This is a genomic window from Nonomuraea fuscirosea (genome assembly GCF_003001935.1).
Classification (GTDB): domain Bacteria; phylum Actinomycetota; class Actinomycetes; order Streptosporangiales; family Streptosporangiaceae; genus Nonomuraea; species Nonomuraea fuscirosea.
Genome location: NZ_PVNG01000001.1, coordinates 533973 through 554200, shown reverse-complemented (window position 1 = coordinate 554200; position 20228 = coordinate 533973). Strand labels below are relative to the sequence as shown.

At 72.7% G+C, this 20228-nt stretch carries 15 protein-coding genes; 6 read left to right on the top strand and 9 right to left on the bottom strand.

All coding sequences use genetic code 11. The annotated features are described in order from the left end of the window. Positions 1-22 precede the first annotated feature (22 nt). Positions 23-913: a LysR substrate-binding domain-containing protein gene (locus B0I32_RS02460; protein WP_106234500.1), complete on the bottom strand. Its 891-nt coding sequence runs from the start codon at positions 911-913 to the stop codon at positions 23-25. Positions 914-1202: 289 nt separating this feature from the next. Between B0I32_RS02460 and B0I32_RS02455 the strand changes: the two genes are divergently transcribed. From B0I32_RS02455 to B0I32_RS02440, 4 genes are all read left to right on the top strand, one after another. Then, positions 1203-2144 carry a YeiH family protein gene (locus tag B0I32_RS02455; RefSeq protein ID WP_245955502.1) on the top strand — a complete coding sequence of 314 codons (942 nt, stop codon included), beginning with the start codon at positions 1203-1205 and terminating at the stop codon, positions 2142-2144. Between the two features lie 120 nt (positions 2145-2264). Next, positions 2265-3191 (top strand): pseudouridine-5'-phosphate glycosidase, encoded by a 927-nt coding sequence (locus B0I32_RS02450; RefSeq protein ID WP_106234498.1) that lies wholly within the window; start codon positions 2265-2267, stop codon positions 3189-3191. After that, the gene (locus tag B0I32_RS02445) at positions 3188-4117 is read left to right on the top strand and encodes a carbohydrate kinase family protein (RefSeq protein WP_106234496.1); all 930 of its coding nucleotides are present in this window, start codon (positions 3188-3190) and stop codon (positions 4115-4117) included. Before B0I32_RS02450 ends, B0I32_RS02445 begins: the two co-directional genes overlap by 4 nt. 84 nt (positions 4118-4201) lie before the next feature. Then, positions 4202-7147, top strand: a complete 2946-nt coding sequence (locus tag B0I32_RS02440) for a serine/threonine-protein kinase (RefSeq protein WP_106234495.1) — start codon at positions 4202-4204, stop codon at positions 7145-7147. A gap of 193 nt (positions 7148-7340) precedes the next feature. Here the strand turns inward: B0I32_RS02440 and B0I32_RS02435 are convergent, their stop codons facing one another. From B0I32_RS02435 to B0I32_RS02400, 8 genes are all read right to left on the bottom strand, one after another. Beyond that, positions 7341-7784, bottom strand: a complete 444-nt coding sequence (locus B0I32_RS02435) for a hypothetical protein (RefSeq protein ID WP_106234493.1) — start codon at positions 7782-7784, stop codon at positions 7341-7343. A 92-nt stretch (positions 7785-7876) separates the two neighbouring features. Then, positions 7877-9040 carry a S1 family peptidase gene (locus tag B0I32_RS02430; RefSeq protein ID WP_106234492.1) on the bottom strand — a complete coding sequence of 388 codons (1164 nt, stop codon included), beginning with the start codon at positions 9038-9040 and terminating at the stop codon, positions 7877-7879. 223 nt (positions 9041-9263) lie between these two features. Next, the gene (locus tag B0I32_RS02425; protein WP_245955500.1) at positions 9264-12356 is read right to left on the bottom strand and encodes a helix-turn-helix transcriptional regulator; all 3093 of its coding nucleotides are present in this window, start codon (positions 12354-12356) and stop codon (positions 9264-9266) included. A gap of 197 nt (positions 12357-12553) precedes the next feature. Continuing rightward, a complete protein-coding gene (locus tag B0I32_RS02420) occupies positions 12554-12988 on the bottom strand; it encodes a GNAT family N-acetyltransferase (RefSeq protein ID WP_106234864.1) in 435 nt (144 codons plus the stop codon). Positions 12989-13033: 45 nt separating this feature from the next. Continuing rightward, positions 13034-14170, bottom strand: coding sequence for an acyl-CoA dehydrogenase family protein (locus tag B0I32_RS02415; RefSeq protein ID WP_106234490.1), 1137 nt, complete (start codon positions 14168-14170; stop codon positions 13034-13036). A 3-nt stretch (positions 14171-14173) separates the two neighbouring features. Beyond that, positions 14174-15079: a hydroxymethylglutaryl-CoA lyase gene (locus tag B0I32_RS02410; RefSeq protein ID WP_106234489.1), complete on the bottom strand. Its 906-nt coding sequence runs from the start codon at positions 15077-15079 to the stop codon at positions 14174-14176. After that, positions 15079-17085 (bottom strand): acetyl/propionyl/methylcrotonyl-CoA carboxylase subunit alpha, encoded by a 2007-nt coding sequence (locus B0I32_RS02405; protein WP_106234487.1) that lies wholly within the window; start codon positions 17083-17085, stop codon positions 15079-15081. Before B0I32_RS02405 ends, B0I32_RS02410 begins: the two co-directional genes overlap by 1 nt. Positions 17086-17089: 4 nt before the next feature. Beyond that, positions 17090-18661, bottom strand: a complete 1572-nt coding sequence (locus tag B0I32_RS02400; RefSeq protein WP_106234485.1) for a carboxyl transferase domain-containing protein — start codon at positions 18659-18661, stop codon at positions 17090-17092. A 61-nt stretch (positions 18662-18722) separates the two neighbouring features. Between B0I32_RS02400 and B0I32_RS02395 the strand changes: the two genes are divergently transcribed. Further along, entirely contained in the window at positions 18723-19346 is a 624-nt protein-coding gene (locus B0I32_RS02395) for an SACE_7040 family transcriptional regulator (protein ID WP_106234483.1), read from the top strand. Positions 19347-19482: 136 nt separating this feature from the next. After that, positions 19483-20172, top strand: a complete 690-nt coding sequence (locus B0I32_RS02390) for a hypothetical protein (protein ID WP_146178014.1) — start codon at positions 19483-19485, stop codon at positions 20170-20172. Positions 20173-20228: the final 56 nt, after the last annotated feature.

Below are 20228 nucleotides of genomic sequence, written 5' to 3'. Positions count from 1 at the left end.
CAAGGTCGGGGTTGGGGCGGTGTCATGGGCGGCTGGCGATCGACAGGAGGGTGGCGGCCGGGCCGGTCAGGGCGCGGCCGCGCCGCCATACCGCGCGCAGGCTCCTGACCAGGTTGATGCCCGCCAGCGGAACCTCCACCAGCCGCCCGGTGTCCACGTCGGCCTCCACCGCGTACCGGCTCAGCACCGCCGGCGCCGCCCCCGCCTGGGCCGCCCCCTTGACCGCCGAGTTGGACCCCAGTTCCAGCCGCGGGCTGGCGCGGTGCAGGCCGCCGAAGGCGACGTCCAGCGTCTCGCGGGTACCCGAGCCTGGCTCGCGTACCACGAGGGGCGTGGCGGCCAGCTCAGGACCTCTCAGCGCGGTACGGCGGCGCGCCCACGGATGCCCCGGCGCCACCACGACCACCAGCCGGTCGGTCCCCACGACCCGCCCGGCCAGCCCGTCGGCCACGCTGGGCCCCTCCACGAACCCCAGCTCCACCTCCCCGGCCAGCACCCGCGCCGCCACGTCGGCGGAGTTGACCACGTCGAGCCCCACCTGCACGTCGGGCTCCCGGTTCTGCAACTCGCCGAGCCAGCGCGGCACCAGGTACTCGGCCACCGTCATGCTGGCCGCCACCCGCAGATGGGCGGCCTCGCCGTGCCGCACGGCCTGGACGGCCCGCATGAGCTCCTGCGCGGCGGCGAGCACCTGCGCGGCCCAGCCGGCCACCATCTTGCCCTCGGCGGTGAGCGCGGACCCGCGCGGCGTACGCTCGATCAGGGGCAGGCCGAGACGGCGTTCGAGCTGCGCGACCCGCTTGCTGGCGGACGGCTGCGCGATCCCGGCGGCCCTGGCGGCGCGCCCGAGGCTGCCCAGCTCGCCGACGTCGACGAGGAGCTTCAGCGAGTCGAGATCGGGCAGCGCGCTCATAGCCACAGGCTATGACCTCCCAGGCAAGGCGTGGCTACCGGGCGTTCCCGCCGTTCAGAAGACTGAGATCATGCCCGCCACCGCGCAGGATCCCGCCGTCCGCCCCACCCGGAAGGACGCCCGGAGAACCACCCGGACAACCGCCTGGAAGGACGCCCGGAGAACCGCCTGGGCATCCGTCCGGAGAACCACCCTGGATCTCGCCCGCGCGACCGTCCGGAGAACCACCTGGAAGTCCGCCCGGGAAAGCGCCCAGGAAAACGTCCGTCTCCTGTGGCCAGGACTTCTCGTGGCGGCCGTCGCGACGGCGCTGTCGATGATCGTCAACCGGTACGTCCCCGCGCTCAGCCCCGCCGTCGTCGCCGTACTCGCGGGCGCCGTGACGGCGAACCTGACGGGCGTGGCCGGGCGCCTCCGCCCCGGGCTCGCGTTCGTCTCCAGGCGGGTGCTGCGCGTCGCGATCGCCCTGCTCGGCCTGCAGATCGCCCTGCCCGAGGTGCTCGGGCTCGGCTGGCGGACGCTGGCGATCATCACGGTCGCGACGGGGCTCACGTTCGTCACGACCCGGGTGATCGGGCGCGCACTCGGCCTGAGCCCCGGCACGTCGCTGCTCATCGCGACGGGCGTGTCCATCTGCGGCGCCGCGGCCATCGCCGCCATGCGCGAGAGCGCCGGGCTGGCCGACGACGACGAGGCCGCGGCGAGCGCGCTCGGTGTCGTGGTCCTGTACGGGACCGCGGCCATCCCCCTCGTGCCCCTCCTGGGCTCACTCCTGGGCCTGTCGGCGGCGCAGCTCGGCGTGTGGACGGGCGCCGCCGTGCACGAGGTGGCGCAGGTGGCCGCGGTGGGCGCCGCCACGGGAGTGCTGGCCGCCGCCGTGACGGTCAAGCTGGGCCGGGTCGTGCTGCTGGCCCCGATCGTGGCCCTGACGTCCTATCGCCGGCGCGGGGCACACGAGCGGAAGACGGGGCCGAGGCCGCCGATCGTGCCGCTGTTCGTGGCCGCGTTCCTCGCGATGGTGCTGCTGCGCGGCACCGGGCTGGTCCCCCAGGCCGTCACGGCGGCCGTCCCCGCGCTCACGAACGTGCTCATGGCCGCCGCCCTGTTCGGCCTCGGCACCGGCATCGACCTGCGAAAATTGGCCAGGGGTGGCCGGGCGGCGCTGCTCGGCGGGATCGCCACCGCGATCATCGCGGCCACGTCCCTGGCGGGCGTCGCGTTTCTCGTGTGATCCTCGGGTGGACGGCCGCGCCGGGGGCCCGTAGGCTGCTCGGTTTGGAACAAATCCCGTGAAAACGGCCGTTCCTCCTATGTCAGGGCCAAGGACCACACGAGGAGCACGAAACTCACCATGCGCAGCACCACCGACTCCCTTCTGCGGCCGTCCGACGAGGTCGCCGAGGCCCTGGCAACCGGCGCGCCGGTCGTGGCGCTGGAGTCCACGATCATCTCCCACGGGCTGCCGCAGCCGCGCAACCTGGAGGTGGCGCGGGAGCTGGAGGGTGTCGTGCGTGCGGCGGGCGTCGTGCCGGCCACGATCGCCGTGCTCGACGGTGTGCCCCGCATCGGCCTGAACGAGGTCGAGCTGGAGCGCATCGCGACCGAGTCGGGGCTGCGCAAGCTGGGCCAGCGCGACCTGCCCGTGGCGGCGGCACTCAAGGCCAGCGGCGCCACCACCGTGTCGGCCACGTCCTTCCTGGCCGCCCGCGCCGGCATCCGCGTCTTCGCGACCGGCGGGCTCGGCGGCGTGCACCGCGGCTGGACCGAGGACCAGGACGAGTCCGCCGACCTCGGCACGCTCGCCGCCACCCGCATCACCGTCGTCTGCGCCGGGGTGAAGTCGATCCTCGACGTGCCGGCCACGCTGCAGCGGCTGGAGACGCGGGGCGTGAGCGTGGTGGGTTACCGTACCGACCACTTCCCCGGCTTCTACCTGCACTCCTCCGGCCAGCCGATCGAATGGCGGATCGAGTCGCCCGAGGACGCGGCGGCCGTCATGCGCGGCCAGGACGCGCTCGGCGGCGCCGACAGCGCCCTCATCGTGGCCAACCCGGTCCCCGAGGACGCCCAGCTCGATCCGGAGCTGCACGACCGCGTGCTCGGCGAGGCGCTGGCCGCCGCCGAGCGCGAGGGCGTCAAGGGACAGGCGATCACCCCGTTCCTGCTCGGCTATCTGGTGGACGGCACCGGCGGCGCCTCCCTGGAGGCCAACCTCGCCGCCGTACGCGGGAACACCGCCCTGGCCGCCCGGATCGCGCTGGCCTGGGCCCGATCGTGACGGACGGCGCCCTGCTCGTCATCGGCGACGTGGTCACCGATGTCGTGGCCCGGCACGGCTCACCCGTCACGGCCGGCACGGACACGGCCGCCGACATCGTGCTGCGTCCCGGCGGCTCCGGCGCGAACACCGCCGCCTGGGCCGCCTCCCTGGGCGCCGAGGTCCACCTGCTGGCCAGGCTCGGCTACGACAGCAGCGAGTGGCACGCCACCGAGCTGATCAAGACGGGCGTCAATCCGCACTTCTCCGTGGACCCCGCGCACCCCACGGCGGTGGTGATCGCGATGGTGGACAAGAGCGGCGAGCGCTCGATGCTCACCAACCGCGGCGCCGGCGGCCTGATCTCCGAGGCCGACTGGGACCCGGCTCTGCTCGACGGCGTCGCCATGCTGCATCTTTCCGGGTACGTGCTGTTCGCCGAGGCGGGGCTGCGGCTGGCCCGGCGGGCGATGGCGGACGCGGCGGCGGCGGGCGTGGCGATCAGCGTCGATCCGGCCTCCACGGGCCCGCTGCGCGACTTCGGCGTCGAACGTTTCATCCGCGAGACGGCGGCGGCCGGGCTGGTCATCCCCAATCTCGACGAGGCCCTTTTGCTCAGTGGGGCGGCGACGGCCACGCGGGCGGCCGTACTCTTGAGTGAGACATACGGCACAGCGGTCGTGAAGCTCGGCGCCGGCGGGGCGCTGGCGGCCGTCGACGGAGAGGTGGTGGCGACCGCGGAAGGTGTGTCCGCCGAGGTCGTGGACTCGACGGGGGCGGGTGACGCCTTCGCCGCCGGGTTCCTCGCCGCCACTCTGCTCGGCTCCGCCAAGCAGGCCGCGCTGGAGGCCGGCTGCCGTGCCGGTGCCGCATGTGTGGCCCAGGTGGGGGGCCGTCCACGGTACGGTTTGGATCTGAACCGTCTTTACCCTATTCACACTGATTGATAGCTTGCCGCGTAGGCTTGCACCATTAGCCACATGCGTTACGGGCAGCACCACGCGGCTCACTGGGGAGGATAAGGTCCGCCGATGGAAGTCGAGTCATCGATCTGCCTGAGCGACCTCATCCCTGCGCTGCGCTGGAGCCGCCCTCAGCAGGTGGCCGAGGCGTTGGGCGATCCGCGCCTGCCGGCGGGGTGGTGGTCCTCCCTGCCGCTGTCGAAGGCGCTCGGCACCGCCGGGCTCGACTGGATCTGTGACCGCCTGGCCAAGCTGGCCGTCGCCCGCTGGGACCACCTGCCGCTGGCCGATCTGCTGCCCGCGCTGACGGTTCACCCCATCGACCCCGCGCTGCCCGGCTGGTCCGAGGCCACCCGCACCGCCGTCACCGGCCTCGGCGGCTGGCAGCGGCTGCGCCGCCTGTCGCCCAGCGACCTGAGCACGCCGTCGGCCACGCCCGAGGTCGTGATCGGCTCTGTCCTGCGCGAGATCCTGGGCCGCATCCCCGCCCATCGAGAGATCCCCGTCGCCGCCGGCCATCCCGAGGTCACGCGCCCGCTCCAGCGGGACCAGATGCCCGTCTCCGCCCGTGGCACGGGCACCTTTCCCGCGGTCGGGCCCGACGGCACGCCGCAGTCGCGCAGCGCCTTCACCCCGTCCGAGGCCAACCCGAGCGGCCTCCAGCCGACCGGCCCGTTCGCCGGGCAGGGGCAGGGGCAGGGTGACATGCGCCGGCCCGCGCCCGGCCAGAGCGGCGCCTTCCCCGTGCCGTCGGCGGCCGACGGCGGTCCCCGCTCCACCGGCTCCTTCCCCGCACCGCCGTCCTCCGAGAGCAACCCGCGCCAGCCGGGCGTCTTCCCCGCACCGACCTCCACCGACAGCCCCTCGCGCTCGACCGGGTCGTTCCCCGCCGCCGAGGGCGGCCCGCGCCAGACGGGCTCCTTCCCCGCCGTACCCGGCCAGGACAACGATCCGCGCCAGTCCGGTGCCTTTCCCTCGCCCCCGTCCGCGCAGGGCAACCAGCGTCAGACGGGCTCCTTCCCCGCCGTGCCCTCCTCGGAGAGCAGCCCGCGCCAGAGCCTCTTCCCCGCGCCGCCGTCCTCGGCGGGCAACCAGCGCCACACCGGCTCCTTCCCGGCCGTACCGCCCGCGGAGGGCAACCCGCGCCAGACCGGCGGCTCTTTCCCCGCCGTACCGCCCACAGAGGGCAACCAGCGTCAAACAGGTTCCTTCCCGGCCGTGCCCTCCTCGGAGGGCAACGCCCGCCAGAGCGGCGCCTTCCCCGGGCCGTCCTCCCCTGAGCGTTCGACCGGCTCGTTCGCCGGACAGCCCCAGACGGGCTCGTTCTCCGCGCAGCCGCAGAGCGGCGCGAATCCGCGTCAGGGGCTCGCGAGCGAGGGTGGCCTGCCGCAGCGCCCCGCCCCCGGCCAGTCGGAACGCCTTCCGCAACGCCCCTCGGGCCCGCAGTCCGGCCGCCAGGACGCCGGCGGTCCGGCCGCCAACGGCCCGCACCCCGGGAGCGGCGGCCCGCACACCGGCTCGATCCCGCCCGTTCCCGGCACACCGCCCTCCCAGAGCACTCCTGGCGCCCCCGGAGCCCCTGGCACCGGGATCCCTGGCACCGGGGCCCCCGCCGCTGGGACTCCCGGAGCCCCCGGAACGCCTGGCGCCGCAGGCCCCGGCGCGGGAACGCCCGGATCCGCCAACCCCGCCGGCCTCCCCGGAGCCGCGAACCCTGCCGCCGGCCTCCCCGGAGCTGCCAATCCCGCCGCCGGCCTCGCCGGGGCCGGAAACCCGGTCGCCGGGCTTCCCGCGGCCGGAACGCCCGGAGCCGGCATCCCCGGATCAGCCGCCCGCGCGGCCGCAGGCACCCCGGCCGGCCCCTCGGGAGCCCCCTCCGCTCCCGCCCCTTCGTCGCCACCCTCCGCCTCCGGCTCCACCCCCAGCTACCCGGCCGGCACCAGCCCGGTTCCCTCCGACACCGACCACGCGATGGTCCGCGTCGTGGACAACCTGTTCCGCAGCCTGGACAAGCTGGAGCTGGCGGTGGCCGTGCACCGGCTGTTCGCCGAGGACCCGGTCAGTCTCCGTACGCTCGCCCACAAGATGCTCGTCGAGCGTGACGCGCTCTCGCAGGCCCAGCGCACCGCCGAGGAGCGCGTCCTGCACTGGCTGCGCTCCTCCGAGTCCGCGCCGGTCACCGGCCACATGTTCCGCCTGACCGAATGGCTCGGCGCGGCGGCCACCGAGGACCAGCTCATCGGCGCCGACCCGGCGCACCCCGTGACGGTCCCGTCGCTGCGCACGCCGCTCTGGCGCGTCCTGGTGACGCTCATGCCGGACCGCCGCTTCCAGGACGGCTGGCTCGTCGTGGGCGACCTGCACGGCCTGCAGAGCCGTACCAGGCAACTCCTGGCCTCCAGCCCGCCCGACACCGACCTTGTGGAACTCATGGGCGAACTGGGCATCCGCGCCCATTCCGCCAAGGCCTGGCTCGACGCGCTGCCCCCGGAGACCGGCCCCGACCCGGTGGCCGCCGCCTCGTCCCCGGCCCAGCCGCTCCCCCGCCGTACCCCGGGAGCCAACGGCCACCACCACCGGGGTGGCCAGCCCATCCCGTCGGCGACGGCCGGAGCCATCGACCCCTCCGCCGCGCTGGCCACCCTGTCGGCGCTCTCGGGCGGCCGCTCCCCCATGCTCCCCGGCCTGGCGGGCGCCCCCGCCACCCCGCCGCCGCCGCTGCCCGGCCCGAACTCGGATCCGCGCCGCTGGCAGCGCATCGAGGTCACCCCCGAACACCTCAGGGGCGGCCCGGTGCCGGTGCCTGAGGGGTACGCGGCCCAGCTGGGCATGCGCCCCGGCACCCTGCTGTCGGTCACGGGCCCCGGCGACAACGCCATCGTCCTGGTCTGGCAGGGCCACCAGCCCGTCTTCGACTCATTGCAGCCGGTCCTCATGCGCCTGAACGCCCGCCCGGGCGACCAGGTCTACGTCACCGTGGACGGCTACCGCCTCGAAGCCCAGCTGACCGGCTGACCCCACCTCGCCGGCCCTTACCCCGGCGGGCAACGGCCTCCACCGCGAGGAGCCGCCCGTCCCGCGACCGACGGCGCCTTCTGGCCGCTCGGGCGTGCGCCGGCCGTCACGGTGAACCGGACGCCGCCACACCCACGCCGTCCGGAACATGGTGCGGCACCCTGGTCGGGCGGACGGTCCTCCGGCATCTCCATCAGGAGCCGACGCTGACCACCAGCCAGACCCGGGAACGATCGCAACCCTCCGGGGCCGAGGTGATGACATCCGCCCGCGCGGTTCCCCCGCCGAGTTCCACGGTCTGCCCGAGTACCGCGGTGCGCCCGTCCATGGTCAGGGTCCGCGCCGCCGCGTCCCACTCGGTGCCCGCGGCGGGGAAGACCGGCAGCCACCGTCGCCCCTCGCTGTCGGCGTAGAGGCAGCCCCGGTCCAGGACGAGGATCGCGGTCAGCAGGGCGGCGTCGCCCACTCCAGGTTCGGAGCGGTCATAGGCGGCGAAAGGGGCCGCCGCCGACGTCTCCACCGGGCTCTCCACCGGGCTCTCCATTGGGCCCTCCACTGGGGTCTGTCCGCCGGTCGTACAGGCGGCGATCGCGAGGGACAGGATGACGAGGCCGGTCGCGGCCCTGATCGCGTGCATGGCTGCTCCTGTCGGTCGGGTGTCTCCTCTTTCGACGCACATCCGTGGGCATGCGTCGCGGCGCATGCCCAACGGATGTCACCTCGCCCCTGTCACCCGTACAGCAGGGAGACGTTGATGTTGGAGATGTAGTTGATCGCCATGTAGACGGCCCAGTTGCAACCGGCGGTCCCGGTTCCGGTGGACGACTGGCCCTTGTAGATGCCGTATGCCCTGCCGGCGTTGAACCACGGGCCTCCGCTGTCACCCGGGTAGCATTTCAGGTTGGCACCGGACACCCGGATCCAGGTCGCCGCGCAGGTCTGTCCGTCGCAGGCGTTGTCCCAGGTCGGGCGGTAGGAGATGGTGCTGACCGTGCCGCAGCTGTAGCCGGTGGCCTTCCCCCGGTGACAGACGTAGTCGCCGTTCTGGCCGCTCCGCACCACGCGCCCGGTGACCGTCCGCGTCGCCGTGGTGCTGCTGGCATGGAACCTCGGGTGGGCGACGTTGCTGGGGCGGGTGTGCCACTGCACATCGCTGGAGGCGTTACGTGCCTGACTCCGGAAGCTGGTCGGCACCCAGGTGCTGGAATTGTAGTAGCGGTACCGCTGCGTGTTGCCGCAGTGCCCGGCCGTGAGGATGCCCTCGATGCCCGCGGCGTTCCTGACGGAGAACCCGCTGGTGCACGTATCCATGCGCAGCCCGCCCCGCTGGCCGTCGGCGGCGGACTCCGGCGTGAGCCTGATGTCGGCGGAGCGGATCTCCCCGGGCAGGGAGGCGGGCAGTGTCGCACGCAGCGAGGCCGTCACCTCCTCCGCCGAGCGGTCGCCGGTGGCCGCGCCGACCATGTCCAGCACGAACTTTTCGTTGGTCGCGTCGTAGAAGACCCCTTCGACCGCGCCGTGCGTGTCGAGGGTGTCGCCTGTCGAGTCGATGATCTTCTCGGCTTCGATGAGGCTGAATCGCGCACCCGCTTCGAGGGCTACCCCCGGCACGCCCCGCACGATCTCCCTGGCCTTGTCGGGCACCTTGTCATCGGTGAAACGGACGCGCAGGCCGAAGTCGCCCTCGTGGACCAGGGTCGATCCGGCGAACGTGCCGGGGTGGGCCGCTTCGATCTCCTCCACCAGGGCGCCGAAGTCGTTCTGCGCCGTGAGCCTGGCCCGTGCCTCCGCGGTCGTGACCCCGAAGTCCTTGGCGTAGGACTCGGCGTCCAGGGCGGCCCCGTCCTCAAGCCCACCTTCCTCGGGGTCGAGGTCCTCGGGGTCGTCGGCCACGGCGGCGACGCCAGGCGGACACCGCCTGCGCCGGGGCCGGCGCCAGCCCGGCCGTGACCGATGAGAGGAGTGCGATCAGCACTCCCGGCACACGCTTACTGATCCTCATCTTCGCCCTTTCTCGTCCGCTCGCGGGCTGCCCGCCCGTTCCTCGTGATCGTCGTTGGACGAGATCGATCGGGCAACACCTGATCAGCTTCCGCCGGGGCGGCGAAAAGGGACCCTAGTCCTGGTCGAACAGGCGGAGGCGGTGGGCGGTGGCGGCGGCTTCGCCTCGGGTGGCCACGCCCAGTTTGGCCAGGATGTTGGAGACGTGCACGCTGACCGTCTTCACCGAGATGAACAGCGCCTCCGCGATCTCCCGGTTGCTGCGGCCGTCGGTCACCTCCCGCAGCACCTCCAGCTCCCGCGCCGTCAGCCCGAGCGGCTGCCCGTCGTTCACGTCGTCGGTGCCCCCGAGCCGGGCTCGCCGGCCGAAGACGTCCAGCTGTTCCAGCAGCGGTGTGGCGCCGAGCTCTCTGGCCAGCTCTCGCGACCGGGTCAGCCGGGCGGCCGCCTCCTGCCGGTCTCCCGCCGCCAGCGCCGCCTGCGCCGCGCCCACCAGGCACTGCGCCTCCGGGTACGGCTCCCGCAGGTCGGCCCAGGCCCGCACCGCCTGGTCCCACGCCTTGAACTGCCAGGAGGCCGCGTCGCTCACGTACGCGGACGTCGGCCCCGGCCCGGTCAGGGCGGTGAAGGTGAGCCGGTGGGCCTGTTGCGACTCCCCCATGGTGTCGAGCCGCAACGCGAGCGCCCTGATCTTCGGCAGCAACGACAACGCGAGCCGCGCGAGCGCCCCCAGCCCCGCCCCCGGCACAGCGTCCCCACCGGACGGCACCCCGGCGGCGGCCGACCCGTCACCGGCGCCGCCTCCGAAGGGCTCCTCCGCTCCGGATCCCTCCGCGGCGGGCCGGTCGCCGACGGGTGGAGGAGCCTGCATCATGGCGTCGATGAGCTGCTTGGACGGCACCACGGCCCAGATGAGCCGCGCGATGGTCACCAGCACCGGCCACGAATAGCGCGGGCTGCTCATCAGGTCGTGCTCCTCCAGCGCCCTGGCCGCCGCCTCCACCGCCTGCTCCATCTCCCCTCGCGCCGACAGCAGCTGCACCTCCCTGCGCAGGTGCGGCAGCGTCACCTGATCGCGGAAGGTGCCGCGCGACAGGATCTGGCGGGAGGAGGCCATCAGGGTCTCGGCCCGGTCGAGCTGCCCCCGCGCGAGCGCGATGTCGGCGGCGAGCCCCTGGAGGCTGGCCCGGTAGGGGGCGGGCGGCGCGAGGTCGAGGGCGTGCTCGACCACCCGCAGCGCCTCGTCCCAGCGCCCGAGCGACAGCAGCGGCTCGGCCAGGTTGATCGACAGGAACGTGCCGGACGTGCGGGCCAGCCCGTATTGGGCGGCGTCGTCGACCCCGCGCCGGGCGACCTGGGCGGCCAGCTCGTGCCAGCCCGCGCCCTCGAAGGCGTCGGACTCGGAGACCGCGCAGCGCAGCAGGGCGTTGTACGCCCCGTCGCGCTGGGCGATGCGGCGCGCCTCGGCGAACGTCTCGATCTGCAGCTCCATGTCGGTGTAGCACGCCTTGCCCCAGTTGAAGCTGATCATCGCGTGCGCCTCGACGTTGGCGTCGCCGATCTCATGGCCCAGCTCGATCGCGCGCTGGGCCGTGTCGAGCCGTTCCTGGAGGTCGTCCGGGTGGGTGAGCATCCGCGCGAACGTCTCCAGCACCTGTCCGAGCAGCCTGGGCTGGTCGGCGGGCACGAGGGCGGCGGCCTTGCGCAGGTCGTCGAGGAAGCCGGGACGGCCGAGGTCCCAGCTGGTCAGGCCGCGCTGGCGCAGCACCATGGCCGTGCGCGCCGGGTCGGCGTCGTGGTCGAGCTCGTCGAGGGCGGCGCTGCCGAAGGCGATGCCGCGTTCGTACTCGCCGGCCAGGTGGGCGACCGTGGCCGTCCGCCTGAGCACGTCGATCCGGTCGGCGCCGACGCGCTCGGCCGCGTCGGGCACCTGATCCCACAGCTCCAGCACCCTGGACAACATCCGCAGCTGCACGTCGTAGGCGGTGGAGGTGCGGGCCGCGTCCGCCGCGCGCCAGGCGCTCACCAGCGCCCAGGCGTAGTCGGCGGACTGCCGGGTGTGGTGGGCCAGCTCGATCGCGCCGCGCGGGGCGGGCAGGATCGACAGGTCGCGCTCCAGGGCCTCGGCGTAGCGGGTGTGCAGGCGGATGTGCTCGCCGGGCAGCAGATCGTCGTCGAGCGCCTCGCGGATGAGCGCGTGGCGGAAGGAGTAGCCCTCGCCGTCGACCACGAGCACGTTGCCCGCCACCGCGGGGCGCAGGGCGCGCGACAGCGTGTCCTCGTCGAGGCCGGCGACGGCGGTGAGCAGGTCGTGCTCGATCCGCTGACCGCCGACGCTGGCCACCCGCAGCAGCTCCTGCGTCTCCGCCGGCAGCCGCTCGACGCTGGCCAGCAGCAGGTCGCGCAGCGACTCGGGCAGCGCCTCCTGACCGTCGGCCTCGCTGAGCAGCGCCTCCACGAACAGCGGGTTGCCCTCGCTGCGCGCGTAGATGAGGTCCATGTCGCCGGCGGACGGCTCGCGCTCCAGGATCCCGGCGGCCAGCGCGACGGCCTCCCTGCGGGTGAGCCGGCGCAGCTCGGTCCTGGTCACCCACTCCACCCGGCCCAGCTCGGCGAGCAGCGGCCGCAGCGGGTGGGAGCGGTGCAGCTCGTCGGTGCGGTAGGTCACGACGAGGAGCAGCCGGGCCGCGGTGCGCTGGTAGCGGACGAGGAACGTCAGCAGGTCACGGGTGGCGCGGTCGGCCCAGTGGGCGTCTTCCACGATCAGCACCACGGGACGGTCCTCCGCGAGCCGCTCCAGCAGCCCGAGCACCTGCTCGAACAGCCTGGCCCTGGCCTCCGCCCCCTCCTCGCCCGGCTCGCCGAACTCGGGCAGCAGCCGGGCCAGCCCGCGCGTGTCTCCGCCGGGCACCAGCGCGGCGACCCCGTCGCGGCCGAGCTCGCGCACGAGCCCGCGCAGCACGGCGGTGAACGGCGCGAACGGCAGGCCCTCCGTGCCCAGCTCCAGGCAGCCGCCGACGAGCACCCTGGCATCGTCGGCGCGCCGGGCGGTGAACTCCCTGATCAGGCGGGTCTTGCCGACCCCCGCCTCGCCGCCGACGAGCACGGTGGACGACGCGCCCGCGCGGGCCCGGCCCAGGGCGTCGCCGAGGGCTGCGAGCTCGCGGGCACGCCCGATGAACAAGGGGCTCACGGCGTGGATACTCACGCCCCCAGGATGCCATCCGGCGGTGACAGAAAACGTCGGCCGCCCCCACCTTCGCGGGGAGCGTACGAAAGGCCGAGCAACGAAAGCCCGAGCAACGGAGGCCCGAGCGCGGAAGCCCGAGCAACGGAGGCCCGAGCGCGGAAGCCCGAGTTCAGCAGCCCGAGGTCAGCGCACGACCTCGCGGAAGCCGGAAGTCCTCAGCGCAGCACCTTGCGGAAGAACGTGGCCGACGCCTCGTAACCCAGCGCATGGTAGAACTCCGGCGCCCGCCGCGTGGCCATCGCCACGTAGCCGGCCTCCCGCGTGCGGGCCCACCGCTCGAACTCCTCCAGCAGCGTCCGCCCGATCCCCTGCCGCCGCGACCCGGACTGGACCATGGCCTCCTCCACCCAGGCCACCGGCCCGTTGGCGAAGAGCGTCAGGTGCACGAACCCCAGCAGGTAACCCTGCACCCGGCCGTTCACGACGGCCACGAGCAGGAGGGCGTCGTCGTTGGCGAGGAGTTGGGGGAGCGCCGCGTCGAAGGCCTCGCGCTCGGGCCTGAAGGTCAGACCGAACTCGCGGGCCAGCGCGAACACCTCGTCCGCGTCCGCCTTCTCCGCCTTCCTGATGAGAAGATCGTCAGCCGTCATGACCATCGACCCTAGATCGTGCACCGTCGCCTCCGCAAACACCGTTCACAGGTCACCGAGCCCGAGCTGGCGAGCGATGAGCATGCGCTGCACCTCGCTCGTGCCCTCCCCGATCTCCAGCACCTTCGCGTCGCGGTAGAAACGCGCGACGGGGAACTCGTTCATGAAGCCGTAGCCGCCGAACACCTGGGTCGCGTCCCGCGCGTTGTCCATCGCCGCGTTGGACGCGACCAGCTTGGCGATCGCCGCTTCCTTCTTGAACGGCACCCCGGCCAGCATCTTCTCGGCCGCGTGGTAGTAGGCCAGGCGCGCGGTGTGGGCGCGGACCTCCATGTCGGCGATCTTGAACTGGATGGACTGGTAGTGGCCGATCGGATGGCCGAACGCCCTGCGGTCCCGTACGTACGTCAGGCACTCGTCCACGCACCCCTGCGCCAGCCCGACGCTGAGGGCCGCGAGCGCTATCCTGCCCTCGTCGAGCGTCTGCAGGAACTGGGCGTAACCCCGGCCGCGCTCGCCCAGCAGGTTCTGGGCGGGCACGCGGCAGTCGGTGAAGGACAGCTCGCGGGTGTCGGAGGCGTTCCAGCCGACCTTGGAGTACTTCTTCGAGACCGTGAACCCGGGCGTGCCGCTGGGCACGAGGATCGTGGAGATCTCGCGTTCGCCGGTGAGCGCGGCCACGCCGACGACGCCGGTGATGTCGGTGCCGGAGTTCGTGATGAACGCCTTCGTCCCGTTGATCACCCATTCGCCGCCGTCCAGGACGGCGGTGCTGCGCATCCCGCCGGGCACGTCGGACCCGCCGCCCGGCTCGGTCAGGCCGAACGCGCCGAGCATCTCCCCCGAGGTGAGCCGGGGCAGCCAGGTGCCGCGCTGCTCGTCGGTGCCGAAGCGGTAGATCGGCATCGCGCCGAGCGACACCGCCGCCTCTAGCGTGATCGCCACGCTGGAGTCGACCCTGGCCAGCTCCTCCAGGGTCAGGCAGAGGGCGAAGTAGTCGCCGCCCATCCCGCCGTACTCCTCGGGGATGGGCAGCCCGAACAGCCCCATCACGCCCATCTGCCGCACGATGTCGTACGGGAACTCCTCGCGCTCGTAGAAGTCCCCGATCACGGGGGCGACCACCTCGCGGGCGAAAGACTCGACGGTCTTGCGCAGCTCTTCGTACTCGTCCTTGAGCATGTCTCAGCCTTTCGACAGCGCCTGTACGACGCGAGAGGGGCTGGGCCGGCCGAGCAGCTCCGCCAGCCAGGTGCTGGTGGACACGAGCTTGCCCAGGTCGAGCCCGGTTTCGATGCCGAGTCCGCGCAACATCCAGACGAGGTCCTCGGTGGCGAGGTTGCCGGTGGCGGACTCGGCGTAGGGGCAGCCCCCGATGCCGCCCGTGGAGGCGTCGACCGTCGTGACGCCCGCCCTGAGGGCGGCGAGGGTGTTGGCGAGGGCCTGGCCGTAGGTGTCGTGGAAGTGCACGGCGAGGCGTTCGGGCCGGCGGAAGGCGTCGATCAGGGCCGTGACGTGACCGGGCGTGCCGACGCCGATGGTGTCGCCGAGCGAGAGCTGGTAGCAGCCGAGCCCGAGCAGCCGCTCGCCGACCGCGACCACCTGCCCGATGGGCGTGGGACCCTCCCAGGGGTCGCCGAAGCACATCGACACGTACGCCCGCACCTTGATCCCGTTGTCCAGCGCCCTGGCCACGACCGGCTCGAACATCTCGAACTGGCTCTCCAGGCTGCGGTTCAGGTTCTTCGCGGCGAAGGTCTCGGTCGCGCTGGCGAAGACGGCGATCTCGTCCACGCCGAGGTCGAGCGCGCGGTCGAGGCCGCGTTCGTTCGGCACGAGGACGGGGTAGCGCACGCCCGGCCTACGGTGCAGCCGCCCCAGCAGCTCACCGGCGTCGGCGAGCTGCGGCACCCACTTCGGATGCACGAAGCTGGTCGCCTCGATCACCTTGTGGCCCGCGTCCGCGAGCCGGTCGATGAACTCGGCCTTGACCTCGACGGGCACGATCGCGGACTCGTTCTGCAGCCCGTCGCGCGGGCCGACCTCGTAGATCGTGACCTGGTGCGGCAGGCCTTCCTCCGGGTACGGCATCACGTCGCCTCCTCAGCGGTGATCACGGCCAGGACGGCGTCCATGTCGACGGGACGGCCCGCCCGCGCGGTCAGCTCGGAGACGATCCCGTCGCGCGGGGCCGTGACCGTGTGCTCCATCTTCATCGCCTCCACCACGATCAGCGGCTGCCCCTCGCTCACCCGGTCTCCCGGATCGGCCTTGACGAGCAGGACCGTGCCGGGCATGGGGCTCCTGACCACGCCGTCGCCCGCCGCCGCGGCGCCGGGGCGGTCGCCGGGGTCGCCGATGCGGTGCCTGGTCAGCTGCCAGGACGCGCCGTCGCGGCCGAGCCAGAGCGTGTCGGCGCGGCGTACGCACAGGTAGTTCTCGGTACGCCCGCCGATGGTGACGCCGAGCGAGCGTTCGCCGGGAACGTCGCGCCGGGTACGGATCCTGGCCGGCCGCGGGCGCCCGTCGTCGTCGAGGACCTCGGCGGCCTCCTCCGGCAGGCCGCGCACCCGGACCTCGTGCACGCCGTCCCTCGACTCCAGCCGCCACGTCGTCCACGCCGGCGCGCCGACGCGCCAGCCGTCGGTGACCTCCCACGGGTCGTCGCCCTGCGGCAGGGCGTGGAAGACGAGCGCCGCCGCGGCGAGCACGTCCCACGGGACGCCGTCGTCCCCCACCAGCTCGGGCAGCACCCGTTCGACCAGGCCCGTGTCCAGCTCGCCCGCGCGTACGGCCGGGTGGGCGACCAGAGTTCGCAGGAACGGCACGTTGGTGACCACGCCCAGGACGGCCGTGTCGGCCAGCGCCCGGTCGAGCGCGCGCAGGGCCGCCTCGCGGTCCGGGGCCCAGGCGATGACCTTGGACAGCATGGGGTCGTACGCGCTGCCGACCGTCCCGCCCTCGGCCAGCCCGGAGTCCACCCGGACGACCGCGCGCCCGCCGTGCGGTCGCGTCGCCGGGGGTGCCGGCGTCGCTCCCGTGCCGTCGCCGGGTTCGCGCAGGGCGAGCACGCGCCCGCCCGTCGGCAGGAAGCCGCGCGCCGGGTCCTCGGCGTACACCCGCGCCTCGACCGCGTGCCCGCCGAGCCGCACGTCGTCCTGCCCGAACGGGAGCCGTTCGCCGGCCGCCACCCTGAGCTGCAGCTCGACCAGGTCCAGCCCGGTGACCAGCTCGGTGACGGGGTGCTCGACCTGGAGGCGGGTGTTCATCTCCATGAAGTGGTAGGCCCCGGTCGTGCCGTCCACGATGAACTCGACCGTGCCCGCGCCCACGTAGCCCACCGCGCGCGCGGCCTCCACGGCCGCCGCGCCCATCCCGGCGCGCGTCTCGGGGGTGACGAACGGCGACGGCGCCTCCTCGATGATCTTCTGGTGCCTGCGCTGGAGGCTGCACTCGCGCTCGCCCAGGTGCACGACGCCGCCGTGGGCGTCGGCCATGACCTGGATCTCGATGTGGCGCGGGCGCTCGACGTAACGCTCGATCAGCAGCGTGCCGTCGCCGAACGCCGCCAGCGCCGTACGGCGGGCCGACTCGATCGCGCCGGGAAGTTCGGCGGCCGAGCGCACTAGCACCATGCCCTTGCCGCCGCCACCGGCGGACGGCTTGATCAGGGCGGGGAAGTCGGTCCACGCCTCCAGCCCCGGCTCGGTCGCGCCCGGCACCACGGACACGCCCGCGGCCGACACCGTGGCCTTGGCCCGGATCTTGTCGCCCATGGCCTCGATGGCCGCGGCCGGCGGGCCGACGAACACGAGCCCGGCGGCCACGCAGCGGCGGGCGAACTCGGGGTTCTCGGCCAGGAAGCCGTAGCCGGGGTGCACGGCCTGCGCTCCGGCCGCGTTGGCCGCCCCGATAATCGCCTCAATATCCAGATATTTCGGCACCTGGAGGGCTATGTCGGCTTCGCGGACGTGCCTGGCCTCCGCGTCGGACGGCGTGTGCACGGCCACGGACGTGATGCCGAGGGCCCGCAACGTGCGCGCGATCCGTACGGCGATCTCGCCCCTGTTGGCGATCAGAACACGGTCGAACACCATCGCGTCACATCCGGAAGACGCCGTAACCGGCGGGCTCGAGCGGGGCGTTGGCCGCCGCGGACAGTGCCAGGCCCAGGACGGTACGGGTGTCGAGCGGGTCGATCACCCCGTCGTCCCACAGCCTGGCCGTGGAGTAGTAGGGGTTGCCCTGGTGCTCGTACTGGGCCCTGATCGCGTCGGGGTCGGCGTCGCCCACGGTGGTGAGCACGTTCGCGGCCTGCTCGCCGCCCATGACCGAGATGCGGGCGTTCGGCCACATCCACAGGAATCTGGGCGAGTACGCCCGCCCCGCCATCGCGTAGTTGCCCGCCCCGAACGAGCCGCCGATCACCACCGTGAACTTGGGCACCCGCGCGCACGCCACGGCCGTCACCATCTTGGCGCCGTGCTTGGCGATGCCGCCCGCCTCGTACGCCTTGCCGACCATGAAGCCGCTGATGTTCTGCAGGAACAGCAGGGGGATGCGGCGCTGGTCGCACAGCTCGATGAAGTGGGCGCCCTTCATGGCCGACTCGCTGAACAGGATGCCGTTGTTGGCCACGATGCCGACCGGGTGGCCGTGCACGTGGGCGAACCCGGTCACGAGGGTCGATCCGTACTCGGCCTTGAACTCCAGGAAGCGCGAGCCGTCCGCGATCCTGGCGATCACCTCGCGCACGTCGTAGGGCTGACGTGTGTCGGCGGGGACGATCCCGTAAAGGTCGCGGGGGTCGTGCACGGGCGGCTCCGGCGCGATCGTGTCCCACGGGCGGGCGGCGCGCGGGGCCAGCGTGGAGACGATGTCGCGGACGATGGCCAGCGCGTGCGCGTCGTCCTCGGCCAGATGGTCGGTGACGCCGCTGACGCGCGCGTGCAGGTCGCCGCCGCCCAGCTCCTCCGCCGTGACCTCCTCGCCGGTGGCCGCCTTCACCAGCGGCGGGCCGCCCAGGAAGATCGTGCCCTGGCCGCGGACGATGACCGCCTCGTCGCTCATCGCGGGCACGTACGCGCCGCCGGCCGTGCACGAGCCGAGCACGGCGGCGATCTGCGGGATGCCCCGGGCCGACATCGTGGCCTGGTTGTAGAAGATGCGGCCGAAGTGCTCGCGGTCGGGGAACACCTCGTCCTGCCTGGGCAGGAACGCCCCGCCCGAGTCGACGAGATAGACGCACGGCAGGTGGTTGTGCAGGGCCACCTCCTGCGCGCGCAGGTGCTTCTTGACCGTGATCGGGTAGTACGTGCCGCCCTTCACGGTAGCGTCGTTGGCCACGATCACGCACTCGCGGCCCGACACGCGCCCGACGCCGGTGATGATGCCGGCCGCGGGCGCCTGGTCGTCGTAGAGACCGCCGGCGGCCAGCGGCGACAGCTCCAGGAAGCGCGAGCCCGGGTCGAGCAGGCCGTCCACGCGGTCGCGCGGCAGCAGCTTGCCGCGCTCGACGTGGCGCCGCCGCGACCGCTCCGGCCCGCCGAGCGCGGCGGTCGCGAGCCGTTCGAGCAGCTCGGCGGCCAGCCGCTCGTTGAGCTCGGCGTTGTGCTTGTACGCCTCGCTCCCGGGCACGGCGGCCGATCTCAGCACCGGCCAGTCACTGCTCATGAGTCCCCTCTCATGGCACGGATGTTAGTCATCATTAACGTCATCGTCTAGCATGTGAGACGTGGCCACCGTCTCCAGCACCACCTCCGGCACCGCTTCAGGCACTCCTACCCGTGGCCGGCGCAACAGGCGCGGGGAAATCCTGGAGGCGGCCGCCCGGCTGTTCGCGGCACGCGGCTTCCACGGCGTCTCGATCGAGGACATCGGCGGCGCGGTCGGGGTCTCGGGCCCCGCGCTCTACCGCCACTTCGACGGCAAGGACGCGCTGCTGTCGGAGATGCTGCTGGACATCAGCTCACGGCTGCGCGAGTCGGCGGTCGCGGCCGTCACCACCTCACCCGACCCTAGGGCCACGCTGGACGCGCTGCTCGACGCGCAGATCACGTTCGCGATCGAGCAGCCGGCGCTGATCACGGTGCACGACAGGGAGCTGGGCAACGTGCCGGAGCCCGCCCGCCGGCAGATCAGGCGGCTGCAGCGGCTCTACGTCGAGGAGTGGGTGACGGTGCTGGCCGAGCTCCACCCCGCCTGCCCTGCGGCCCGGCTGCGCGCGGCCACGCACGCGGTCTTCGGCCTGCTCAACTCCACCCCGCACAGCGCCGGCGAACTACCGGCCCAGGACATGCGCCCACTCCTGCACACGATGGCCCACGCCGCCATCACCGCCGCCGTTAAGACTCGCTAACTTCTCCGGGGTCACTCAGATCGAACAGGAGTGAATCTCGCATCTTTCTGCGCACGATCTTGTACGGAGGGTAGCTTTCCCGATGCAGCCGCGCGGCTCATCCCCTTCTCCCTCCAACAAAGGAGTGCACCCAGCCATGTTCGAGCTTCGAACAAAATGCCGCGACCTGGAAGAGAGAGTCGTCAGGCTGGAGCAGGCTACTGTGAGCGGTGTGCCAGGCAACAGCATCGCGAACCGGCTCGACACACTGCACGATCGCGTGGACGCCGTCGGAGAGAACCTCCTCACCAAGATCGACAAGAGGTTCGACGAAGCCGCACAGAAGATGCAGAAGGGGTTCAGCGACGTCAGTCGCGAACTCAGCAGCACGAACGAGCGGATCACCGGGCTGACGTCATCGACAGCGGAGCGGCTGGGCCGCATCGACACCGACATCTCCCGTGTCGAGCTACGAATCGACCAGGTTCACGGCCGGCTCGATCAGCACGACGCACGTTTCGACAGCCTCAAGTCCCTCATCGAGCAGCAAGCGGGTGACACCGAGCGGCAGTTCAAGACCATCGACGGACGCTGCAAATCCATCGACGAGCGCTTCGAGCGCGTAGATCAGCGCTTCGAGCAAGTCGACAAACGGTTCGAGCAAGTGGATGACCGTCTCTGCGAGCTGGCCGACGGCATCGCCAAGATCGACGAGGACAGCAAGCGCCGGGATCTGCGGATCGACAGGATCGAGGCGCACCTCGGCGATCACGACAAGCGGTTCAACTCGATCGAATCCCTCCTGATCCGCATCGACGCCAAGCTGACCGGCCCACAGCCCAACTGAGCCGGCGAATGGGCGAGGCCCGAGGTGGTGCCCCCGGGCCTCGTTCGTTCAGTGGT